Raw genomic sequence first — 18811 nt, forward strand, 5'->3', positions numbered from 1 at the left:
TGCCTCTTGGCCGGACCGTGAACTAAACGGACGTCCGGCGGTGAACTCAATGAACGTCCGGCGGTGAACTCAATGAACGGAAGGGTGACCGCTCTCACAGGGGCGGGAGATAGTCACGGCAATCCCCAAAACGCCCGGACGTGAGCCGCACGCCGGTGATGCCGACGAAGACGTCAAGGAGGGCAGCCGTGGCCGCCAGCACATCCCCAACGGCACCTGCCGCGCCCGCTGTGAAGCGGGACCGCACCCACTACCTGTACATCGCGGTGATCGTCGCGGTCGCCCTCGGCATCGTCGTCGGGCTCGCCGCACCCGGCTTCGCGGTCGAGCTGAAGCCCATCGGCACGGGTTTCGTGAACCTGATCAAGATGATGATCTCGCCGATCATCTTCTGCACGATCGTGCTCGGCATCGGCTCGGTCCGCAAGGCCGCCAAGGTCGGCGCGGTGGGCGGCATCGCCCTGGTCTACTTCCTCGTCATGTCCCTGGTCGCCCTCGCGATCGGCCTGGTCGTCGGCAACATCCTGGAGCCCGGTTCGAGCCTCGCCGTCACCGACGCGGTCAAGAGCGTCGGGCACGCGCAGGTCGACGCCGAGGCCAAGGACACCACCACGTTCCTGCTCGGGATCATCCCGACCACGATCGTGTCCGCCTTCACCGAGGGCGAGGTGCTGCAGACGCTGCTGGTCGCGCTGCTGTGCGGGTTCGCGCTGCAGGCCATGGGCACGGCCGGCCAGCCGGTGCTGCGCGGCATCGAGCACATCCAGCGGCTCGTCTTCCGTGTCCTGGCGATGGTCATGTGGGCGGCGCCGATCGGCGCGTTCGGCGCGATGGCCGCGGTCGTCGGCTCGGCGGGCGTGGACGCGCTGAAGTCCCTGGCCGTGCTGATGCTCGGCTTCTACACCACCTGCGCGCTGTTCGTCTTCGTCGTCCTCGGGGCGCTGCTGCGGATCGTCGCCGGCCTCAACGTCTTCACGTTCTTCAAGTACCTGGGCCGTGAGTTCCTGCTGATCCTGTCCACCTCCTCGTCCGAGTCCGCGCTGCCGCGGCTGATCGCGAAGATGGAGCACCTGGGCGTCAGCAAGCCCGTCGTCGGCATCACCGTTCCGACCGGCTACTCCTTCAACCTCGACGGCACCATGATCTACATGACCATGGCGTCCCTGTTCATCGCCGACGCCATGGGGACGCCGATGTCGGTCGGCGAGCAGATCCCGCTGCTGCTGTTCCTGCTGGTCGCCTCCAAGGGCGCGGCGGGCGTCACCGGCGCGGGCCTGGCCACCCTGGCGGGCGGTCTGCAGTCGCACAAGCCGGCGCTGGTGGACGGCATCGGCCTGATCGTCGGCATCGACCGCTTCATGAGCGAGGCCCGCGCGCTGACCAACTTCGCGGGCAACGCGGTGGCGACGGTGCTGGTGGGGACGTGGACCAAGGAGATCGACAAGGAGCGCGTCCACGCGGTGCTGGCCGGGGAACTGCCGTTCGACGAGCGGACCCTGCTCGACGACGACGCCGCGACCGAGCCGGCGACCGAGAAGGAGCTGGCCGCAGCGTAGAACAGCGGGCCGCACCCCCGCCTGTGACCAGGCGCGGGCCGCACCCCCGCCTGTGACCAGGGCACCCGGCATCGCCTGAACCTTTGCCGGGTGCCCCTTTTTCGTTGCTCAGGCCTCCGCCGCCAGCTTCGCCACCAGGTCCGCCGCACGCCCCGCCGGGACTCCCGCCGCCGTGAGGACCGTCACCGCTGCCGAGCGGCCTGCCTCCGACGGGGGGACCAGGGCGTCGTTCACCGCCTCCATCAGGGCGAAGAGGATCTGTTCGTGGACGTAGGCGAGGGCCGGCGCCGGCAGCGCTGAGGTGAAGACGCCCTCGTCCAGGCCCTGCTGGAGCAACCGGACGCTGTTCTCGCGGACCGGGGTGAGGCGTTCGCGGATGCCCTGCATGGTGACCGTGCGCTGGGCGAGCGCGACGAGCAGCCGGTAGCGGTCGGCGATCTCCCACACCGCGAGCACCGAGCGGGCCACGGCCTCGGCCGGGTCGTCCACGCCCTCGCGGCCCCCGGCATGCGCGGCCGCCAGCGCGGGGACCGCCTCGTCCACCAGCGTGCCGATCAGCGCCTCCCGGCTCGGGAAATGCCCGTACACCGTGCGCCGTACGACACCGGCGGCGCGCGCGATCTGGTCCATGGAGGCGTCGGGGTCGCGCAGCAGCTCCGCGAGGGCGACGTCGAGGATGCGGCGCCGGTTGGCGTCGGCGCGGCTGTTACCCGTGGTCATGGCAGTCATTGTGCCCTCCTCCCGTACGCCGGCTCGGCGTCGGCCGCCCGGCGGCGGACTCGTCGACTTGCACAGCACTGTGCAACGGACGTACATTGCACATGGTTGTGCAACTGCACTCCACTGTGCAAGTCCTGTCGTCCAGGAAGGCGATCCCTGCCATGCGACTCGTGATGAACGAACCGGTCGAGAGGATGGAGGGCCCCTACCGCCGGCGCTGGTGGGCGCTCCTCGTCCTGTGCCTGAGCCTGCTGGTCATCGTGATGGCGAACACCGCCCTCACGGTCGCCGCGCCCGACATGACCCGTGACCTCGGGCTGTCCAGCGCCGACCTGCAGTGGGTCATCGACGGCTACACCGTCCCGTACGCCGCGCTGATGCTGCTGCTCGGCGCGATCGGCGACAAGTACAGCCGGCGCGGCGCGCTCGTGCTCGGCCTCGTCGTCTTCGGCGGCGGCGCGGTGGCCGGCTACCTCGCCGGCAGCTCCACGGCGGTCATCGCCGCCCGTGCCGTGATGGGCGTCGGCGCGGCGCTCATCATGCCCGCCACGCTGTCCCTGCTGGCCTCGACGTTCCCGCGCAAGGAGCGAGCCAAGGCCATCACCCTGTGGACCGCCACCGCGGGCCTCGCCATCGCCGCCGGACCGGTCGTCGCGGGCGCGCTGCTGCGCGATCACGGCTGGTCCTCGACGTTCCTGATCAACGTGCCCATCGCGGCCGTCGCGATCGTCGCCGCCCTCGTCCTCGTCCCGCCGTCCAAGGCGGGCCACCACGACCGGATCGACTACGTCGGCGGTCTGCTGTCGGTGATCTGGACCGGCGCGCTCGTCTACATGATCATCGAGGGGCCGCACTTCGGCTGGGGCGCCAAGGCCGTGACCGCCGCCGTCGTCGCCGGTGCCGCCCTCGTCGCCTTCGTCCTGTGGGAGCTGCGCCACCCGCGCCCGATCCTGGACGTACGCCGCTTCACCGAGCGCCGCTTCGCCGGCTCCAACCTCGCCGTCGCCCTGTTCTTCCTGGCCGTCTTCGGCGCCTTCTACTACCTCACCCAGCACCTCCAGTTCGTCCTCGGCTACGACGCCCTGGACACCGGCGTGCGCATGCTGCCGCTGGCCGGCGCGGTCTTCGCCGGCTCGGCGCTGACCGGGTACCTCACCCCGCGGGTCGGCATGAAGTGGACGGTCAGCGCGGGCATGGTCGGCGGCACCGCCGCGCTGGCCCTGCTGACCCGGGTCGACGCCACTTCCTCGTACGGCGACTTCGTGGCGCCCCTGGTCATCCTCGGCCTGGCGATCGGCCTCGCCCTCTCGCCCTGCACGGACGCCATCATGGGCTCCTTCCCGGAGGCCGAGCTGGGCGTGGGCGGCGCCGTCAACGACACCTCGCTGGAGCTGGGCGGCTCGCTCGGCATCGCGATCCTCGGCTCGCTGCTCGCCACGTCGTACTCCGGCCACCTCGCGGACGCCACCCGGGGCAGCAAGCTGCCCGCCGGAACCTTGGCCACCGCGCAGGACTCCGTCGGCGCCGGGTACGCCGTCGCGCAGGGCATCGGCGACAAGGCGCGGCAGCTGGCCGAGCAGGCGGCGCACGCGAGCAGCCCGCAGCAGGCCGCGCAGCTCAAGGCGCAGGCGCAGCAACTCGCGGAGGGCGCCGGGCGGATGAGCCACGCCGTCGGCTCCTCCTTCGCCGACGCGGTCGCCCACACCAGCCTGGTCGGCGCGGTGATCCTCGGTGTCGGCACGGTCCTGGTCGCGGTGCTGCTGCCGCGCCGCGGCACGGCGCCGGCGGAGCAGCCGGCCGACGAGAAGGAGACGCAGCTGGCCAAGACCGGCTGACTCTCACCGAACTCTTAACCGCCTCCACTAGGCTCAGTGATCCGAACGACAGGGTCCAGCGTGCCGCGCCGATCACCGGGTGCGGCACGCTTGTTGCAGGAGGCTCGGGGGAATGAACATCGACTGGAACCGGCGGACGTGCGCGCGGCGCGGCCACGTCACGTATGCGCCGGACGACCCCCGGCTGCGCGAGCGGCTGCACGCCGAGACCGCGCTCGGCGAGGTGTGGCGGTGCCTGCGCTGCGGGGACTTCGTGCTCGGCGAGCCGCACGGCTCCGGGCCGGCCACCGACGCGCCGCTGGTGCCGCGCGGCAAGGTGCTGCGGGACCTGTTCATCCTGCGCTTCCTCGCGATCGAGCGGGTGCTGCGCGGAGTGTTCATCGTGCTGGTCGCGGCGGCCGTGTGGAAGTTCTCCAACAGCCAGGACGCGGTGCGCCGCCTCTTCGACCAGAACCTCGACGTCTTCCGGCCGGTCTTCCGGCACTTCCACTACGACCTCGACCACTCACCCGTCGTCGGCTCCATCCAGAAGGCGTTCGGCTACCGGCACTCCACCCTGCTGCTCGTCGCCGGGCTGCTCCTCGCCTACGCCCTCATCGAGATCGTCGAGGCCGTCGGACTGTGGTACGCCAAGCGCTGGGCGGAGTACCTGACGGTGGTCGCCACCGCGGCCTTCCTGCCGCTGGAGGTCTACGAACTGACCGAGCACGTCAGCGCGCTGAAGATCGCCACGCTGGTCCTGAACGTCCTCGCCGTCCTCTACATCGCCCTGGCCAAACGCCTGTTCGGCCTGCGCGGCGGCCGCCGGGCCTTCGACGAGGAACGCCACAGCGAGTCCCTGCTGGAAGTGGAGGAGGCGGCGAAGGTCGCCGTCCAGGCGTCCTGAAACTGCCTAGCGGTCCAGGCGTTCTAGCGGTCCACGCCGTGCGGGTGCGGCGAGGCGCCGTTCGCGGACGTGTCCAGGCGTGTCAGTTCCTCGCCCGTCAGTGCCAGGTCCGCTGCCGCCGCCGAGTCGCGGATCGTCCGCGGGCGGCTCGCCCCCGGGATCGGGATCACGGACGGGGAGCGGGCCAGCAGCCACGCCAGGCAGACCCGCTGCGGGCTGACACCCCGTTCCCGGGCCACGTCGTGGAACGCGGCGAAGCGCTGCTCGCCCTCCAGCCGTGACGGCCCGTCCAGCGAGCTGCGGGTGATGCCGCCGAGGGGGCTCCACGGCAGGAACGCCAGGCCCAGCTCGGCGCTGAGCCGCAGCTCCGGCTCGCTGTCGCGCACGGCGGGGGAGTAGCGGTTCTGGACGGACACGAGCTGCTCGCCGAGGACCGCGCGGGCCTGCCGGATCTGCTCGGCGGTGGCGTTGGAGATCCCGGCCAGCCGGATCTTCCCCGCCTCCAGCAGCTCGCGCAGGGCGCCCACCGACTCGGCGAAGGGGACCGCGGGGTCCGGCTTGTGCAGCTGGTACAGGCCGATCGCCTCGACGCCGAGCCGCTTCAGGGAGCCCTCGGCGGCGGCCTTGAGGTGGCGGGGCGAGCCGTCGACCGTCCAGCTGCCGTCGGCCGGGCGGCCCCGGCCGCCCTTCGTCGCCACCAGCACGCCGGAGGTGTCACCGCCGTACGCCGCCAGCGCCCGGGCCACCAGCAGCTCGTTGTGGCCGGGCGCGGCGCCCGGCAGATGGTAGGAGTCCGCCGTGTCGATCAGGGTCACGCCCGCGTCCAGCGCCGCGTGCACGGTGGCCACGGCGCGCGCCTCGTCGGGGCGGCCCTCCAGGGACAGCGGCATCGCGCCGAGTCCGATCGCGCTCACCGTCAGCTCACCGAGCCGTCGCATCCGCATGTCAGCCGTCCTTTCCGAGGGTCTCGGCGACCGCGCGCGGCAGCCACCGCCGTACGTGCGAGAAGGGGAAACCGAGCCGGACGGCCCGGGAGTTGTCCATGCCGTAGAAGCGCGCGAAGGAGAACGGGGAGACCTGGCCGACCTCCACCTGCTGGAACACGGTCTTGCCCTCCCGCAGGTGCTCCTCCACCGCCGCGCACAGGTCCTGCGTGGTGAGCAGTCCGTGCGAGGCCGCGTTGACCGGGCCCGTGAAGTCCTGCCCCACCGTCCAGGCCAGGAAGTCGGCGATCTCCTCGACATGGATGTACGTCGCCGGCCGGCCGACCGGCGGTACGGCGATCGGTTCGCCCGCCGCGATCCGGTCCGCGTAGTGCGTGAGGCGGCCCGTGAAGTCGTCGGCGCCGCCCAGCACATGGGCCACCCGCACCGACGTCCACGGCAGGTCCCCCGGCGCCGCCGCGAACACCGCCTCCGCCTGCCGCTTGCCCTCGCCGTAGTGGGACTCCACGAAGGCCGCGTCGTCCCAGGGGAGTTCGAGGTCGACGGCCACCGTGTGCGGATCGACGGCGTCCTCCCGCACGGGCGCCACGGAGTCCTCGTACTCGTACACCTCGACCGTCGACGTCAGCACGTACCGGCCGGTGCGGCCCGTGAACAACCGGCGGGCGGTCTCCGCCTGGCGCGGCGTGTAACAGACCTGGTCGACGACGGCGTCGAAGTCCGCCGAACCCAGGGCCGCCCGCAGCGCCGTCTCGTCGTCGCGGTCGGCGACGAGACGGCGCACGCCCGGCGGGGGCGGGGAGGAGCCCCGGTTGAGCACCGTCACCCGGTCCCCGGCGGCCAGCAGCCGGCCGATGAGCCGCTTGCCGACGTAACGGCTGCCGCCGATGACCAATACCTCACGCATTCCGTCCCCTCCCGGAGTGGATCAACGCCCATAATTCTTTCGGTACGAGCGTCCGCGTTGAAGGGGGAAGCATGGGAGTTCCGGCCGCCGCACCAAAAGAACCGCGGTATCCGCGCGCCGCCGCCAACGAAACCTCGGTGGCCCTGGACGCGCTCGACCGGCAGATCCTCGACCTGCTCCAGAGCGACGGCCGCATCAAGCTCAGCGAGCTGGGCCGCCGGGTACGGCTGAGCCCGGCGGCGGTGACCGAACGGGTCCGGCGCCTGGAGGCGGCCGGGGTGATCACCGGCTACGGCGCCCGGGTGGCCCCCGCCCGCCTCGGCTACGGCATCCAGGCCTTCATCCGGGTCGACCCGCACGGCGGCTACACCCTCACTCACCCGAGGACCCTGGAGCTGACCGCCCGCCCGGAGATCACCGAGGTGCACCACGTCGTCGGCGAGGACTGCTGGATCCTCAAGGTCGCCGTCGAGGACACCGGCCATCTGGAGGAGGTGCTGGCGCAGATCTCGGCCCTCGGGCGGACCACCACCTCGATCGTGCTGTCCTCCCCGGTGGTGAACAAGCCGCTCCTGCCGCGCTTGCCTTGACGTCGGCGTCAAGGCATACGGTCACGGACATGCGAATCGGCGAGCTGGCCGCACGGGCCGGGACCACCACGCGCACCCTGCGGTACTACGAGGCACGGGGGCTGCTGCCCGCGCGCCGGGACCAGCACGGGCACCGCAGCTACGACGAGCACGACGTGCGGCTGCTGGAGCAGATCCGGACGCTGCAGGACTTCGGGTTCGAGCTGGAGGAGACCCGGCCCTTCGTGGAGTGCCTGCGCGCCGGGCACCCCGAGGGGGACTCGTGCCCGGCGTCGGTGGCGGTCTACCGGCGCAAGCTGGCCGAGCTGGACGCGCTGATCGGCGAGCTGGGCGGGGTGCGCGCGACCGTCGCCGCGCAGCTGGCGCGGGCCGAGCGGGCCCTGGGTGAGCTGGCCGCCGACGCGCTGGTTCCGGGCGGTCCGGAGCCGCGGTGCGAGCTGGGAGGGCAGGAGACATGATCAAGGTCGAGGGTGTGACCGACGTGACCGACGCGGATTTCGCGAACGAGGTGCTGGGGGCCGACCGGCCGGTGCTGGTGCAGTTCACCGCCGAGTGGTGCGGCCCGTGCCGGCAGCTGGCACCGGTACTGCGCTCCCTCGCCGCCGAGGAGGGCGAGCGGATCAAGATCGTGCAGATCGACGTGGACCGCAATCCGGAGACGACGATCGGATACGGCGTGATGGCCACGCCCACGCTGATGGTCTTCTCCGGCGGTGAGCCGGTGAAGTCGATGGTGGGCGCCCGGCCCAAGCGGCGGCTGCTCCAGGAGCTCGACGACGTGCTCTGAGCAGCGCCCGGCGCCCCGGACACGAGAAATCCCCCGAGCAATTGTGCTCGGGGGATTTCTTTCGGTATATTTGTTCATTCGCGACTTCCCTGGGGAAACTCGCGGAGAAGCTTTAGTGAGCAGAGTATATCCGGGCGGGAGCGGAATTGTCAAACACCGAATTTCCGGACGATGAATTGCGGCACGAGCAGGAATTCATCGACGGGCTGTACGCGCGCGTGGACGCGCTGCGCGGGCACACCGAGTCCGCCGTCCAGGACGCCCTCGCGCAGGGCGACAAGCCCATGCAGGCCCGCCTGGAGCGGGACATCCTCGTCGCCGAGCGCTCCGGGCTGCTCGCCGCGCTGAACGCGGTGGACGGCTCGCTGTGCTTCGGCCGGATCGACTTCACCGACGGCACCAGCCACCATATCGGCCGGATCGGGCTGCGGGAGAGCGACACCGAGCGCACCCCCGTCCTGATCGACTGGCGCGCCGAGGTGGCCCGGCCCTTCTACCTGGCCACCGGGCACACCCCGATGGGCCTGCGCCGCCGCCGGCACATCTCCACCGAGGGGCGGGACGTCACCGCCCTGCACGACGAGATCCTCGACCTGGGCGACAAGGAGCGCACCGGCCACGAGGACCCCACCGGCGACGCCGTGCTGCTGGCCGCGCTGAACTCCGCGCGCACCGGCCGGATGAGCGACATCGTGCAGACCATCCAGGCCGAGCAGGACGAGATCATCCGGGCTCCCCACCGCGGGGTGCTGGTCGTCGAGGGCGGCCCCGGCACCGGCAAGACGGCCGTCGCCCTGCACCGGGCCGCCTACCTCCTCTACGAGCACCGCGAGCTGCTCGCCAAGCGGGCGGTGCTGATCGTCGGCCCGAACCCGGCCTTCCTCGGCTACATCGGGGAGGTGCTGCCCTCCCTCGGCGAGACCGGCGTGCTGCTGGCCACGGTCGGCGAGCTGTTCCCCGGTGTGAAGGCCACCGCCACGGACACCCCTGCGGCGGCCGCAGTCAAGGGCCGCGCCGACATGGCCGACGTGCTCGCCGCCGTCGTACGCGACCGGCAGGCGCTGCCCGACCCGGTCATCGCCATCGAGCACGACCGCGAGGTCCTCATGCTCGACGAAGGGCTCGTGAGCGTCGCCCGGGAGAAGACCCGCGCCGCCAAGCTGCCGCACAACGCGGCCCGCGAGCACTTCGAGGGCCACATCCTCAACACCCTCACCGAGCTGTACGCCGAACGCGTCGGCACCGACCCCTACGACGGCTCCAGCCTGCTCGACGCCGCCGACGTCACCCAGATCCGCGACGAGCTCGCCGAGAACCCCGAGGTCTGGGCGGCCGTCGACCAGCTGTGGCCGGTGCTCACCCCGCAGCGCCTGGTCGCCGACTTCCTCGCCGCACCCGAGGGCCACCTCGACGGCGAGGACGCGGCCGCCGTGCGCCGCCCGGTCACCCGGGCCTGGACCACCGCCGACGTGCCGCTGCTCGACGAGGCCGCCGAACTCCTCGGCGAGGACGACCGGATCACCCGCGCCCGCGCCGAGCGGGAACGCGAGACGCAGATCGCCTACGCGCAGGGCGTCCTCGACGTGTCCTACGCCTCGCGGACCTACGAGTTCGAGGACAAGGAGGAGGGCGACCCCGAGTCCTCCGAGGTGCTGTCCGCGCACGACATCATCGACGCCGAGCGCTTCGCCGAACGCCACGAGGAGGCCGACCACCGTTCCGCCGCCGAGCGGGCCGCGGCCGACCGCACCTGGGCGTTCGGGCACATCATCGTCGACGAGGCGCAGGAGCTGTCACCGATGGCGTGGCGGCTGCTGATGCGCCGCAGCCCGACCCGCTCGATGACCCTGGTCGGCGACCCGGTGCAGACCGCCGAGGCGGCCGGCGTCGGCTCCTGGGAGGGCATCCTCGCGCCCTACGTCGAGGACCGCTGGGAGCTCGCCCGTCTCGGCGTCAACTACCGCACCCCGGCGGAGATCATGGAGGTGGCGGCGGCCGTCGTGCGCGCCGAGCACCCCGGCTTCGAGCCCCCGCAGTCCGTGCGCTCCACCGGCGTACGGCCCTGGGTGCGCGGCACCGACGACCTGCCCGGCGCCGTCGAGAAGGCCGTCGCCGAACTCACCCCGGCCGAGGGCCGGCTCGCCGTCATCGCCCCGCGCGAGACGCACCGCCGTCTCGCCGCCCGGCTGGACGGCGTGACGGCGGGCGCCGAACCCGACCTGACGCGGTCCGTGGTCCTGCTCGACCCGCGCCAGGCCAAGGGCCTGGAGTTCGACTCCGTCCTGGTCGTCGAGCCCGGCCGCTACGGTACGAGCGATCTGTACGTCGCGCTGACCCGCGCCACCCAGCGCCTCGGTGTCCTGCACACCGGGGAGCTGCCGCGGGGCATGGCCGAAGCGGCCCGGTGAGGAACGCCCCCGGGTCCGGACCCTTCGGGCCGGCCCCGGCGGGGTTCTGCCGCGGGCGCGCGCCCGGCGACGCGCATCCCGCAGGGGCCGTAACCTCCGGCAGGCGTCGGCCAGGGGGTCCCACCCGGCAGCTCGCCCGGGGCGCGCAGCCGCGTGATCCGGACGGCCCGCAGGCGGCGGCCGCCGCCTGCGACGCGGCCGCCGTCGCCCGCCTGGCGCTCGTGCAGGCCGCACGCCGCTCAGGCAGGCCGCAGCCACACCGTGGCCAGCGGGGGCAGCGTCAGCCGGATGCTCGCGGGGCGGCCGTGGCAGCCCTGCGGCTCCGGCTTGACCGGGTCGGGACCGGTGACGTCGCTGCCGCCGTAGCGGGCCGCGTCCGTGTTGATCACCTCGTGCCAGGCGGGGATGTCGTCGGGGACGCCGAGGCGGTAGTCGGGGCGTACGACGGGGGCGAAGTTGGACACCGCGAGCAGCGGGCTGCCGTCGGCGTCGTAGCGCAGGAACGCGAAGACGTTGTCCTCGGCGGCGTCGCCGGCGATCCACTGGAAGCCGTCGGGGTGGATGTCCCGCTGCCACAGCGCCGGCGTCCCCCGGTAGCGGGCGTTCAGATCGCGGACCAGGTCCAGCACGCCCCGGTGATCGGCCTGCGCCCCGTAGGACGGGTCGAGCAGCCACCAGTCCGGGCCGTGCTCCTCGGACCACTCCGAGCCCTGCGCGAACTCCTGCCCCATGAACAGCAGCTGCTTGCCCGGGTGGGCCCACATGAAGGCCAGGTAGGCGCGCAGGGTGGCGCGCTGCTGCCACCAGTCGCCCGGCATCTTCGACACCAGCGACCGCTTGCCGTGCACCACCTCGTCATGGCTGATCGGCAGCACGTAGTTCTCGCTGTAGGCGTACACCATCGAGAACGTCATCTCGTGGTGGTGGTACCTGCGGTGGATCGGGTCGTGACCCACGTACTGCAGCGAGTCGTGCATCCAGCCCATGTTCCACTTCAGCCCGAAACCGAGCCCGCCGAAGCCGCTCGGGCCCTTGTGGTGCGTGGCCCGGGTGACCCCGTCCCAGGCCGTGGACTCCTCCGCCACGGTCACCACGCCCGGCACCCGCCGGTACAGGGTCGCGTTCATCTCCTGCAGGAACGCCACCGCGTCCAGGTTCTCCCGGCCGCCGTATTGGTTCGGCGTCCACTGGCCCGACTCGCGCGAGTAGTCGAGGTAGAGCATGGAGGCGACGGCGTCCACCCGCAGCCCGTCGATGTGGAACTCCTCGCACCAGTACACCGCGTTGGCGACCAGGAAGTTGCGCACCTCGGTGCGGCCGTAGTCGAACTCCAGCGTCCCCCAGTCGGGATGGGCCGCCCGCAGCGGGTCGGAGTGCTCGTACAGCGGCCGCCCGTCGAACTCCGCCAGCGCCCACTCGTCGCGCGGGAAGTGCGCTGGCACCCAGTCCATGATCACCCCGATGCCGGCCTGGTGCAGCCTGTCCACCAGGTACCGGAAGTCGTCCGGGGTGCCGAGCCGGGCCGTCGGCGCGTAGAAGCCGGTGACCTGGTAGCCCCACGAACCGCCGAAGGGATGCTCGGCGACCGGCATCAGCTCCACGTGCGTGAACCCGAGGTCCCTGACGTACGCCGGCAGCTGCTCGGCGAGCTCACGGTACGTCAGCCCCGGCCGCCAGGACGCGAGATGGACCTCGTACACCGAGAACGGCGCCTCGTGCGCGGGCACCTCGGGGCGGCGCGCCAGCCACTCCTCGTCCCTCCACTCGTAGTCCGAGGACGTGATGATCGACGCCGTCTCCGGCGGGACCTGGGTGCGCCGGGCCAGCGGGTCGGCGCGCAGCGTCTTCGAGCCGTCCGGCCGGGTGATCTCGAACTTGTACAGCTCGCCCTCGCCGACGCCGGGCACGAACAGCTCCCACACCCCGGTAGAGCCCAGCGAGCGCATCGGGAGGGCGGTGCCGTCCCAGTAGTTGAAGGTGCCCGCCACCCGCACGCCGCGCGCGTTCGGCGCCCACACCGAGAAGCGGGTGCCTGCCACGCCCTCGTGGGTCATCGGGTGCGCGCCGAGCACCTGCCACAGCTGCTCGTGCCGGCCCTCACCGATCAGATGCAGGTCCAGGTCGCCGAGCGCGGGCAGGAAGCGGTAGGCGTCCTCGGTCTCCAGCACGGTGTCCCGGTACGCCACCAGCAGCCGGTATTCCGGGACCTCGCGCAGCGGCAGCAGGCCCGAGAAGAAGCCGTCCCCGTCGGGGTGCAGCTCGGCGCGCACGCCGTCGGCGAGCACGGTGACGGACAGGGCGTAGGGCCGCAGGGCCCGCACGAGCACCCCGCCCGCCGCCGGGTGGGCGCCGAGGACCGCGTGCGGGTCGTGGTGCGTCCCGGCCAGCAGCCGCTCACGGTCGCCGTCGTCGAGGGCGGGAGCGACGGGCACGGGGACGGTGACCTCCGGCTCGGCAGCGGTGACCTCCGGGCCGGGAAGGCGGGGTGCCGCCTCCTGCCGCACGGTCTCCTCGGCCGGGGCCGTCTTCTTCACCGCCTTCCCGGCCGCGGACTTCTTGGCGGCCTTCTTGGCCTTCTTCGGATCCGAACCGCTGGACTGTCGACGGGGGGTCACGGGCGGAGCCTCCTGGAAGGGACGTCGGTCGGACGGCGGGTCGGTCAGCTCACATCGGGCACGGCGGCGAGGTGCTCGATCGCCGCCATCGGCACCGGCAGCCAGTCGGGACGGTGCCGGGCCTCGTAGACGACCTCGTAGATCGCCTTGTCGGTCTCGAAGGCGCGCAGCAGCACCGGGTCGGTGCGCGGGTCGAAGCCGCTCACCTCCGCGTATCCGGTGCAGTACGCGGCGCGGCAGGTCCGCGCCCACTGCGGGGCCGGCGTCTTCGCCGAGTACGCCGCGTAGTCGAAGGAGCGCAGCATGCCCGCCACGTCCCGCACCACCGGCTGCGGCATCCGCCGCTCGGGCAGCGGCCGGGCCGGCTCGCCCTCGAAGTCGATCAGGGACCAGTCCCCGGCGGGCGAGCGCAGGCACTGGCCCAGGTGCAGGTCGCCGTGCGCGCGCTGCGCGGTCCAGGTGTGTCCCTCGGCGGCCAGGTCCGCCAGCGCCTCGAACGCCGTCATCAGGCCCGGCGCGTACGGGCCGAGCACCGGCACCTGCTGCACGGCGCTCTCCAGCCGCTCGATCATGCCCCGGACCAGGGGCTCCAGCTGCGCGTGCCCCAGCGTGACGGTGGGCAGCGCGCGGGCCAGCGCCATGTGCACCTCGGCCGTCGCACGTCCCAGCTCGCGCGCCTCGGCGGCGAAGTCCTCGCCCTTGGCCAGCTGCCGCAGCGCCAGCTCCCAGCCGTCGGCGGCGCCCTGCACGAACGGCTGGAGCACCCCGAGGACGTACGACTCGCCGGCCGGGTCCGTCGTCTCCTGGGCGTCCGCCTCGATCCACGCCGTCGGCGCCGGCACCCGGGCGCAGCCCTCGCGGGCCAGGGCCAGCGGCAGCTCCAGGTCGGGGTTGACGCCGGGGACGACCCGGCGCAGCACTTTCAGGATGAAGGTGTCCCCGTAGACGACGGAGGAGTTCGACTGCTCGGCCGTCATCACACGGGGCACCAGGCCGGGCCGTATCTCCGCCTGCGGGGCCTGCTCGAAACGCAGCCCGCCGATGCGGGCCTGGGAGCGCAGGGCCTCCAGGAGCACATCGGCGGGCCGGGGGTCGTACAGGGCGTCGTACACCGTGCGCCCGGTGAGCGGGCCGTCGGTGACGTGGCCTATCAGCGCGGGCGCCAGCCGGGGCGGCAGCGCCTCGCGCGCGCCTATGAGCAGCTGGTAGCAGTCCCCGGGGTGGGTGTCGCCGGCGCCCAGGGTGAGCGGCTGGTGGGCGCGCACCAGCAGGTGGAAGAGGCCCAGGCGGCCCGGGGCAGGGAGCAGCTCGGTCGCCGCGACCAGCGAGAACCCGGTGACCGGGCGCCCCTTCCCCGCGAACCAGCGCTGCCTGGGCAGCCAGTCGCGCAGCAGTGGGTCCAGCGACGCGAGCAGGCCGGGGCTGGTGGTACCGGAGACGGTGACCGTTTCCGCCATGGCGTCACGTCCTTTCCCCGGGGGGATGGGGGTGGGGCGGGGGGCTTACTGTTGCGTGCCCCGGGCGGGACGGCGGAAACCGCCCCGCCCCATGGTTCTCCGCCCGGTGTCTAGGCGCCGTCCTTGCGGAGCCGGAACCAGTAGAAGCCGTGGCCTGCGAGCGTGAGCAGGTACGGCAGCTCCCCGATGGCCGGAAAACGCACCCCGCCGAACAGCTCCACCGGGTGCCGGCCCTCGAAGCGCTGCAGGTCCAGCTCGGTGGGCTGGGCGAAGCGGGAGAAGTTGTGCACGCACAGCACGAGGTCGTCCTCGTACTCGCGCAGGAACGCCAGCACCGCCGGGTTCGACGACGGCAGCTCGGTGTAGGACCCCAGTCCGAAAGCGGTGTTCTGCTTGCGGATCTCGATCATCCGGCGGGTCCAGTGCAGCAGCGAGGACGGCGACGCCATGGACGCCTCGACGTTGGTGACCTGGTAGCCGTAGACCGGGTCCATGATCGTGGGCAGGAACAGCCGGCCCGGGTCGCTGGAGGAGAAGCCGGCGTTGCGGTCCGGTGTCCACTGCATGGGCGTGCGCACGCTGTCGCGGTCGCCGAGCCAGATGTTGTCGCCCATGCCGATCTCGTCGCCGTAGTACAGGATCGGCGAGCCGGGCAGGGACAGCAGCAGGGCGGTGAACAGCTCGATCTGGTTGCGGTCGTTGTCCAGCAGCGGCGCGAGCCGGCGGCGGATGCCGATGTTGGCCCGCATGCGCGGGTCCTTGGCGTACTCGGCCCACATGTAGTCGCGCTCTTCGTCGGTGACCATCTCGAGGGTCAGCTCGTCGTGGTTGCGCAGGAAGATGCCCCACTGGCAGCCGGACGGGATCGGCGGGGTCTTCGCGAGGATCTCCGAGACCGGGTAGCGGGACTCACGGCGCACGGCCATGAAGATGCGCGGCATGACCGGGAAGTGGAAGGCCATGTGGCACTCGTCGCCGCCGGCGCTGTAGTCGCCGAAGTAGTCGACCACGTCCTCCGGCCACTGGTTGGCCTCCGCCAGCAGCACCGTGTCCGGGTACTGGGCGTCGATCTCCTTGCGCACCCGCTTCAGGAACTCGTGCGTGGCGGGCAGGTTCTCGCAGTTCGTGCCCTCCTCCGCGTACAGATACGGCACCGCGTCCAGCCGGAAGCCGTCGATGCCGAGGTCCAGCCAGAACCGCAGCGCGGAGATCATCTCCTCCTGCACGGCCGGGTTCTCGTAGTTCAGGTCCGGCTGGTGGGAGAAGAACCGGTGGAAGAAGTACTGCTTGCGCACCGGATCGAAGGTCCAGTTCGACACCTCGGTGTCCACGAAGATGATCCGCGCGTCCTGGTACTGCTTGTCGTCGTCGGCCCACATGTAGTAGTCGCCGTAGGGACCGTCGGGATCGTTGCGCGATTCCTGGAACCACGGGTGCTGGTCGCTGGTGTGGTTCATGACGAAGTCGATGACCACGCGCATGCCGCGCTGGTGGGCGGCGTCGACGAACTCCACGAAGTCCGCGAGGTCGCCGAACTCGGGCAGCACCGAGGTGTAGTCGGCGACGTCGTAGCCGCCGTCCCGAAGGGGTGACTTGAAGAAGGGCGGCAGCCACAGGCAGTCGACCCCCAGCCACTGGAGATAGTCGAGTTTGGCGGTCAGTCCCTTGAGGTCGCCGACGCCGTCGCCGTTGCTGTCCTGGAAGGAGCGGACGAGGACCTCGTAGAAGACGGCACGCTTGAACCAGTCGGGGTCCCGGTCCTTGGCCGGGGTGTCCTCGAATTTGTCCGGGACGGGCTCGTTGACGATCATATTGTGGGTGACCCTCCGGTCTGCGGGATGGACGGTCGCAGGACGGTGAAGACATGCGCGGGCCTCAAGCCCGGTTCGAGTCGCACGTAGTTGGCCCTGCCCCAGTGATAGGTCTCGCCGGTGAGCTCATCGCGCACCAGCGTCATCTCGTGCCACTCCAGGCCGAGTTGCGGCATGTCCAACGAGACCGTCGCCTCCTGGGTGTGGTGGGGATCGAGGTTCGCCACCACCAGAACCGTGTTCGAACCGCTGCGTTTCGAGTACGCGATGACCGCGTCCTGGTCGGCGTGGTGGAAGTGCACGTCGCGCAGCTGCCGCAGGGCGGGGCTGCGGCGCCGGATGTCGTTGAGGCGGGTGATCAGCGGGACGATGGTGCGGCCCTCGCGCTCGGCGGCCTCCCAGTCCCGCGACACGAGCTGGTACTTCTCGGAGTTCAGGTACTCCTCGCCGCCCTCCTTCAGCGGGATGTTCTCGCACAGCTCGTAGCCGGAGTAGATGCCCCAGGTGGGGGAGAGGGTCGCGGCGAGCACGGCACGCACCTCGAAGGCGGGACGGCCGCCGTGCTGGAGGTAGCCCGGCAGGATGTCCGGCGTGTTGGCGAAGAAGTTCGGCCGCATATAGGTGGCGGCCTCGCCGGACAGCTCGGTGAGGTACTCCGTCAGCTCCTCCTTGGTGTCGCGCCAGGTGAAGTACGTGTACGACTGCTGGAAGCCGATCTGGGCCAGGGTGTGCATCATCGCCGGGCGGGTGAACGCCTCGGCCAGGAAGATCACGTCCGGGTCGGAGGCGTTGACGTCCGCGATGACCCGCTCCCAGAACACCACCGGCTTGGTGTGCGGGTTGTCCACGCGGAAGATCCGCACCCCGTGGTCCATCCAGTACCGCAGCACCCGCAGAGTCTCGGCGACCAGGCCGTCCATGTCGGCGTCGAAGGCGATCGGGTAGATGTCCTGGTACTTCTTCGGCGGGTTCTCGGCGTAGGCGATCGTCCCGTCGGGGCGGTGGTGGAACCACTCCGGGTGTTTGAGCACCCACGGGTGGTCCGGGGAGCACTGGAGCGCGAAGTCCAGGGCGACCTCCAGACCCTGGGAGCGGGCCTGCTCCACGAACCAGTCGAAGTCCTCGATCGTCCCCAGGCGGGGGTGCACCGTGTCGTGCCCGCCCTCCGGGGAGCCGATCGCCCACGGCACGCCCACGTCGTCCGGCCCGGCGGTGAGGGTGTTGTTCTTCCCCTTGCGGAAGGTGGTGCCGATCGGATGGATCGGCGGCAGATAGACGACGTCGAAGCCCATCGCGGCGATCTTCGGCAGCCGCCGGGCGGCCGTGCGGAAGGTGCCGTGCGGCTGCTCGGGCGTGCCCTCCGAGCGCGGGAAGAACTCGTACCAGGACCCGAACAGCGCCCGCTCCCGCTCCACCAGCAGCGGCAGCGGGTCGGAGGCGGTGACCAGGTCGCGCAGCGGATGCGCGGCCAGCACCGCGTCGACCTCGGGGGTCAGCGCCGCGGCCAGCCGGGAGGCGGAGGGCCGGGACTCGTCGCGCAGGGCGGCGACGGCGTCCAGCAGGACGTCCCGCTGCTCGCCGCTCAGCGGCCCGGCGGCCCGCTCGTACAGCCGCGCGCCCTCCTCCAGGACCAGTTCGGTGTCCATGCCGGCCGGGATCTTGATCTTCGCGTGGTGGCGCCAGGTGCTGACGGGGTCACTCCACGCCTCCACGGTGTACGTCCACCGGCCGGGCGCCCCGGCGGTCACCGTGGCCCCCCAGCGGTCCGTGCCGGGCGCCAGCTCCCGCATCGGCGTCCAGGGGCCCGCGCGGCCCTCCGGGTCCCTGAGGACGACATTGGCGGCGACGGCGTCATGGCCCTCGCGGAACACGGTGGCCGATATCTCGAACGACTCGCCGGTCACCGCCTTGGCCGGACGGCGGCCGTGCTGGACGACCGGGCGGACGTCGAGGACGGGTATCCGGCCGACGGCCGTGGCCGGCGCGGCAGCCGAGGGCGCCACGGGACGCGCGGAGGGGGCGGTGGACGACTTCGGTGGTGCGGCGGTGGATCGTGTCGGGCGTGCTGACGAGTGGTGCGTGGCGGGCATGACCGCTCCTGTCCGCGTCAACGTGGGTGGGCGGATGGCTGTGGGGAGGTCTGGTCTGCAGTTGTGCCTGGAGGGGTACCCCGGTTACTACCGGAGGAGCCTTCCCACACTCTTCTGGTGGGCAATCCGGCACTTTGTTAACTACTCACGCGTATGTCTACGCAGAAAACCGGATCCTTTCCAGCCGGGTGTCCGCACACCGGGT

The 18811-nt window shown here is 71.7% G+C and carries 14 protein-coding genes; 7 read left to right on the forward strand and 7 right to left on the reverse strand.

Features of this window, described 5'->3' with window-relative positions:
- Positions 1-158 precede the first annotated feature (158 nt).
- Positions 159-1556, forward strand: coding sequence for a cation:dicarboxylate symporter family transporter (locus AC0B9F_RS16005; protein WP_472002997.1), 1398 nt, complete (start codon positions 159-161; stop codon positions 1554-1556).
- Positions 1557-1664: 108 nt separating this feature from the next.
- Here the strand turns inward: AC0B9F_RS16005 and AC0B9F_RS16010 are convergent, their stop codons facing one another.
- A complete protein-coding gene (locus AC0B9F_RS16010; RefSeq protein ID WP_472002901.1) occupies positions 1665-2285 on the reverse strand; it encodes a TetR/AcrR family transcriptional regulator in 621 nt (206 codons plus the stop codon).
- 152 nt (positions 2286-2437) lie between these two features.
- Between AC0B9F_RS16010 and AC0B9F_RS16015 the strand changes: the two genes are divergently transcribed.
- Both AC0B9F_RS16015 and AC0B9F_RS16020 read left to right on the forward strand, forming a co-directional pair.
- Complete coding sequence (locus tag AC0B9F_RS16015) at positions 2438-4111, forward strand: MFS transporter (RefSeq protein ID WP_472002903.1); 1674 nt, start codon at positions 2438-2440, stop codon at positions 4109-4111.
- A 112-nt stretch (positions 4112-4223) separates the two neighbouring features.
- Positions 4224-4997, forward strand: a complete 774-nt coding sequence (locus AC0B9F_RS16020) for a DUF2127 domain-containing protein (RefSeq protein ID WP_472002905.1) — start codon at positions 4224-4226, stop codon at positions 4995-4997.
- A 23-nt stretch (positions 4998-5020) separates the two neighbouring features.
- Here AC0B9F_RS16020 and AC0B9F_RS16025 read toward each other — a convergent pair whose 3' ends face one another.
- On the reverse strand, positions 5021-5941 hold the full coding sequence (locus tag AC0B9F_RS16025) for an aldo/keto reductase (protein ID WP_472002907.1): 921 nt from the start codon (positions 5939-5941) through the stop codon (positions 5021-5023).
- A gap of 1 nt (position 5942) precedes the next feature.
- Positions 5943-6848 carry an NAD-dependent epimerase/dehydratase family protein gene (locus AC0B9F_RS16030; RefSeq protein WP_472002909.1) on the reverse strand — a complete coding sequence of 302 codons (906 nt, stop codon included), beginning with the start codon at positions 6846-6848 and terminating at the stop codon, positions 5943-5945.
- A 71-nt stretch (positions 6849-6919) separates the two neighbouring features.
- Between AC0B9F_RS16030 and AC0B9F_RS16035 the strand changes: the two genes are divergently transcribed.
- From AC0B9F_RS16035 to AC0B9F_RS16050, 4 genes are all read left to right on the forward strand, one after another.
- A complete protein-coding gene (locus AC0B9F_RS16035) occupies positions 6920-7438 on the forward strand; it encodes an Lrp/AsnC family transcriptional regulator (protein WP_472002911.1) in 519 nt (172 codons plus the stop codon).
- Positions 7439-7467: 29 nt separating this feature from the next.
- The gene (locus AC0B9F_RS16040; RefSeq protein WP_472002913.1) at positions 7468-7896 is read left to right on the forward strand and encodes a MerR family transcriptional regulator; all 429 of its coding nucleotides are present in this window, start codon (positions 7468-7470) and stop codon (positions 7894-7896) included.
- Positions 7893-8225 carry a thioredoxin gene (trxA, locus tag AC0B9F_RS16045; protein WP_472002915.1) on the forward strand — a complete coding sequence of 111 codons (333 nt, stop codon included), beginning with the start codon at positions 7893-7895 and terminating at the stop codon, positions 8223-8225. The genes AC0B9F_RS16040 and trxA overlap by 4 nt, the downstream gene beginning before the upstream one ends.
- Positions 8226-8401: 176 nt before the next feature.
- Positions 8402-10633, forward strand: coding sequence for a HelD family protein (locus AC0B9F_RS16050; protein WP_472002999.1), 2232 nt, complete (start codon positions 8402-8404; stop codon positions 10631-10633).
- A 239-nt stretch (positions 10634-10872) separates the two neighbouring features.
- On the opposite strand, the gene glgB is transcribed toward AC0B9F_RS16050, so the two are convergent.
- The 4 genes from glgB to AC0B9F_RS16070 form a co-directional block, all read right to left on the reverse strand.
- On the reverse strand, positions 10873-13248 hold the full coding sequence (glgB, locus tag AC0B9F_RS16055) for a 1,4-alpha-glucan branching enzyme (protein WP_472002917.1): 2376 nt from the start codon (positions 13246-13248) through the stop codon (positions 10873-10875).
- A 44-nt stretch (positions 13249-13292) separates the two neighbouring features.
- A complete protein-coding gene (locus tag AC0B9F_RS16060; protein ID WP_472002919.1) occupies positions 13293-14705 on the reverse strand; it encodes a maltokinase N-terminal cap-like domain-containing protein in 1413 nt (470 codons plus the stop codon).
- A 110-nt stretch (positions 14706-14815) separates the two neighbouring features.
- A complete protein-coding gene (gene treS / locus AC0B9F_RS16065; protein ID WP_472002921.1) occupies positions 14816-16516 on the reverse strand; it encodes a maltose alpha-D-glucosyltransferase in 1701 nt (566 codons plus the stop codon).
- On the reverse strand, positions 16513-18606 hold the full coding sequence (locus AC0B9F_RS16070) for an alpha-1,4-glucan--maltose-1-phosphate maltosyltransferase (RefSeq protein WP_472002923.1): 2094 nt from the start codon (positions 18604-18606) through the stop codon (positions 16513-16515). The genes treS and AC0B9F_RS16070 overlap by 4 nt, the downstream gene beginning before the upstream one ends.
- Positions 18607-18811: the final 205 nt, after the last annotated feature.

The sequence above is a fragment of the Streptomyces sp. NPDC097129 genome (genome assembly GCF_055668065.1).

What these genes read in the sequence shown, in the direction of transcription:
- AC0B9F_RS16015 (WP_472002903.1), top strand. Translation starts at nt 2,438, where the DNA reads ATGCGACTCGTGATGAACGAACCGGTCGAGAGGATGGAGGGCCCCTAC.
- AC0B9F_RS16010 (WP_472002901.1), bottom strand. Translation starts at nt 2,285, where the DNA reads ATGACTGCCATGACCACGGGTAACAGCCGCGCCGACGCCAACCGGCGC.
- AC0B9F_RS16070 (WP_472002923.1), bottom strand. Translation starts at nt 18,606, where the DNA reads ATGCCCGCCACGCACCACTCGTCAGCACGCCCGACACGATCCACCGCC.
- AC0B9F_RS16030 (WP_472002909.1), bottom strand. Translation starts at nt 6,848, where the DNA reads ATGCGTGAGGTATTGGTCATCGGCGGCAGCCGTTACGTCGGCAAGCGG.
- AC0B9F_RS16040 (WP_472002913.1), top strand. Translation starts at nt 7,468, where the DNA reads ATGCGAATCGGCGAGCTGGCCGCACGGGCCGGGACCACCACGCGCACC.
- treS (WP_472002921.1), bottom strand. Translation starts at nt 16,516, where the DNA reads ATGATCGTCAACGAGCCCGTCCCGGACAAATTCGAGGACACCCCGGCC.
- AC0B9F_RS16020 (WP_472002905.1), top strand. Translation starts at nt 4,224, where the DNA reads ATGAACATCGACTGGAACCGGCGGACGTGCGCGCGGCGCGGCCACGTC.
- AC0B9F_RS16035 (WP_472002911.1), top strand. Translation starts at nt 6,920, where the DNA reads ATGGGAGTTCCGGCCGCCGCACCAAAAGAACCGCGGTATCCGCGCGCC.
- AC0B9F_RS16060 (WP_472002919.1), bottom strand. Translation starts at nt 14,705, where the DNA reads ATGGCGGAAACGGTCACCGTCTCCGGTACCACCAGCCCCGGCCTGCTC.
- AC0B9F_RS16025 (WP_472002907.1), bottom strand. Translation starts at nt 5,941, where the DNA reads ATGCGGATGCGACGGCTCGGTGAGCTGACGGTGAGCGCGATCGGACTC.
- AC0B9F_RS16005 (WP_472002997.1), top strand. Translation starts at nt 159, where the DNA reads ATGCCGACGAAGACGTCAAGGAGGGCAGCCGTGGCCGCCAGCACATCC.
- trxA (WP_472002915.1), top strand. Translation starts at nt 7,893, where the DNA reads ATGATCAAGGTCGAGGGTGTGACCGACGTGACCGACGCGGATTTCGCG.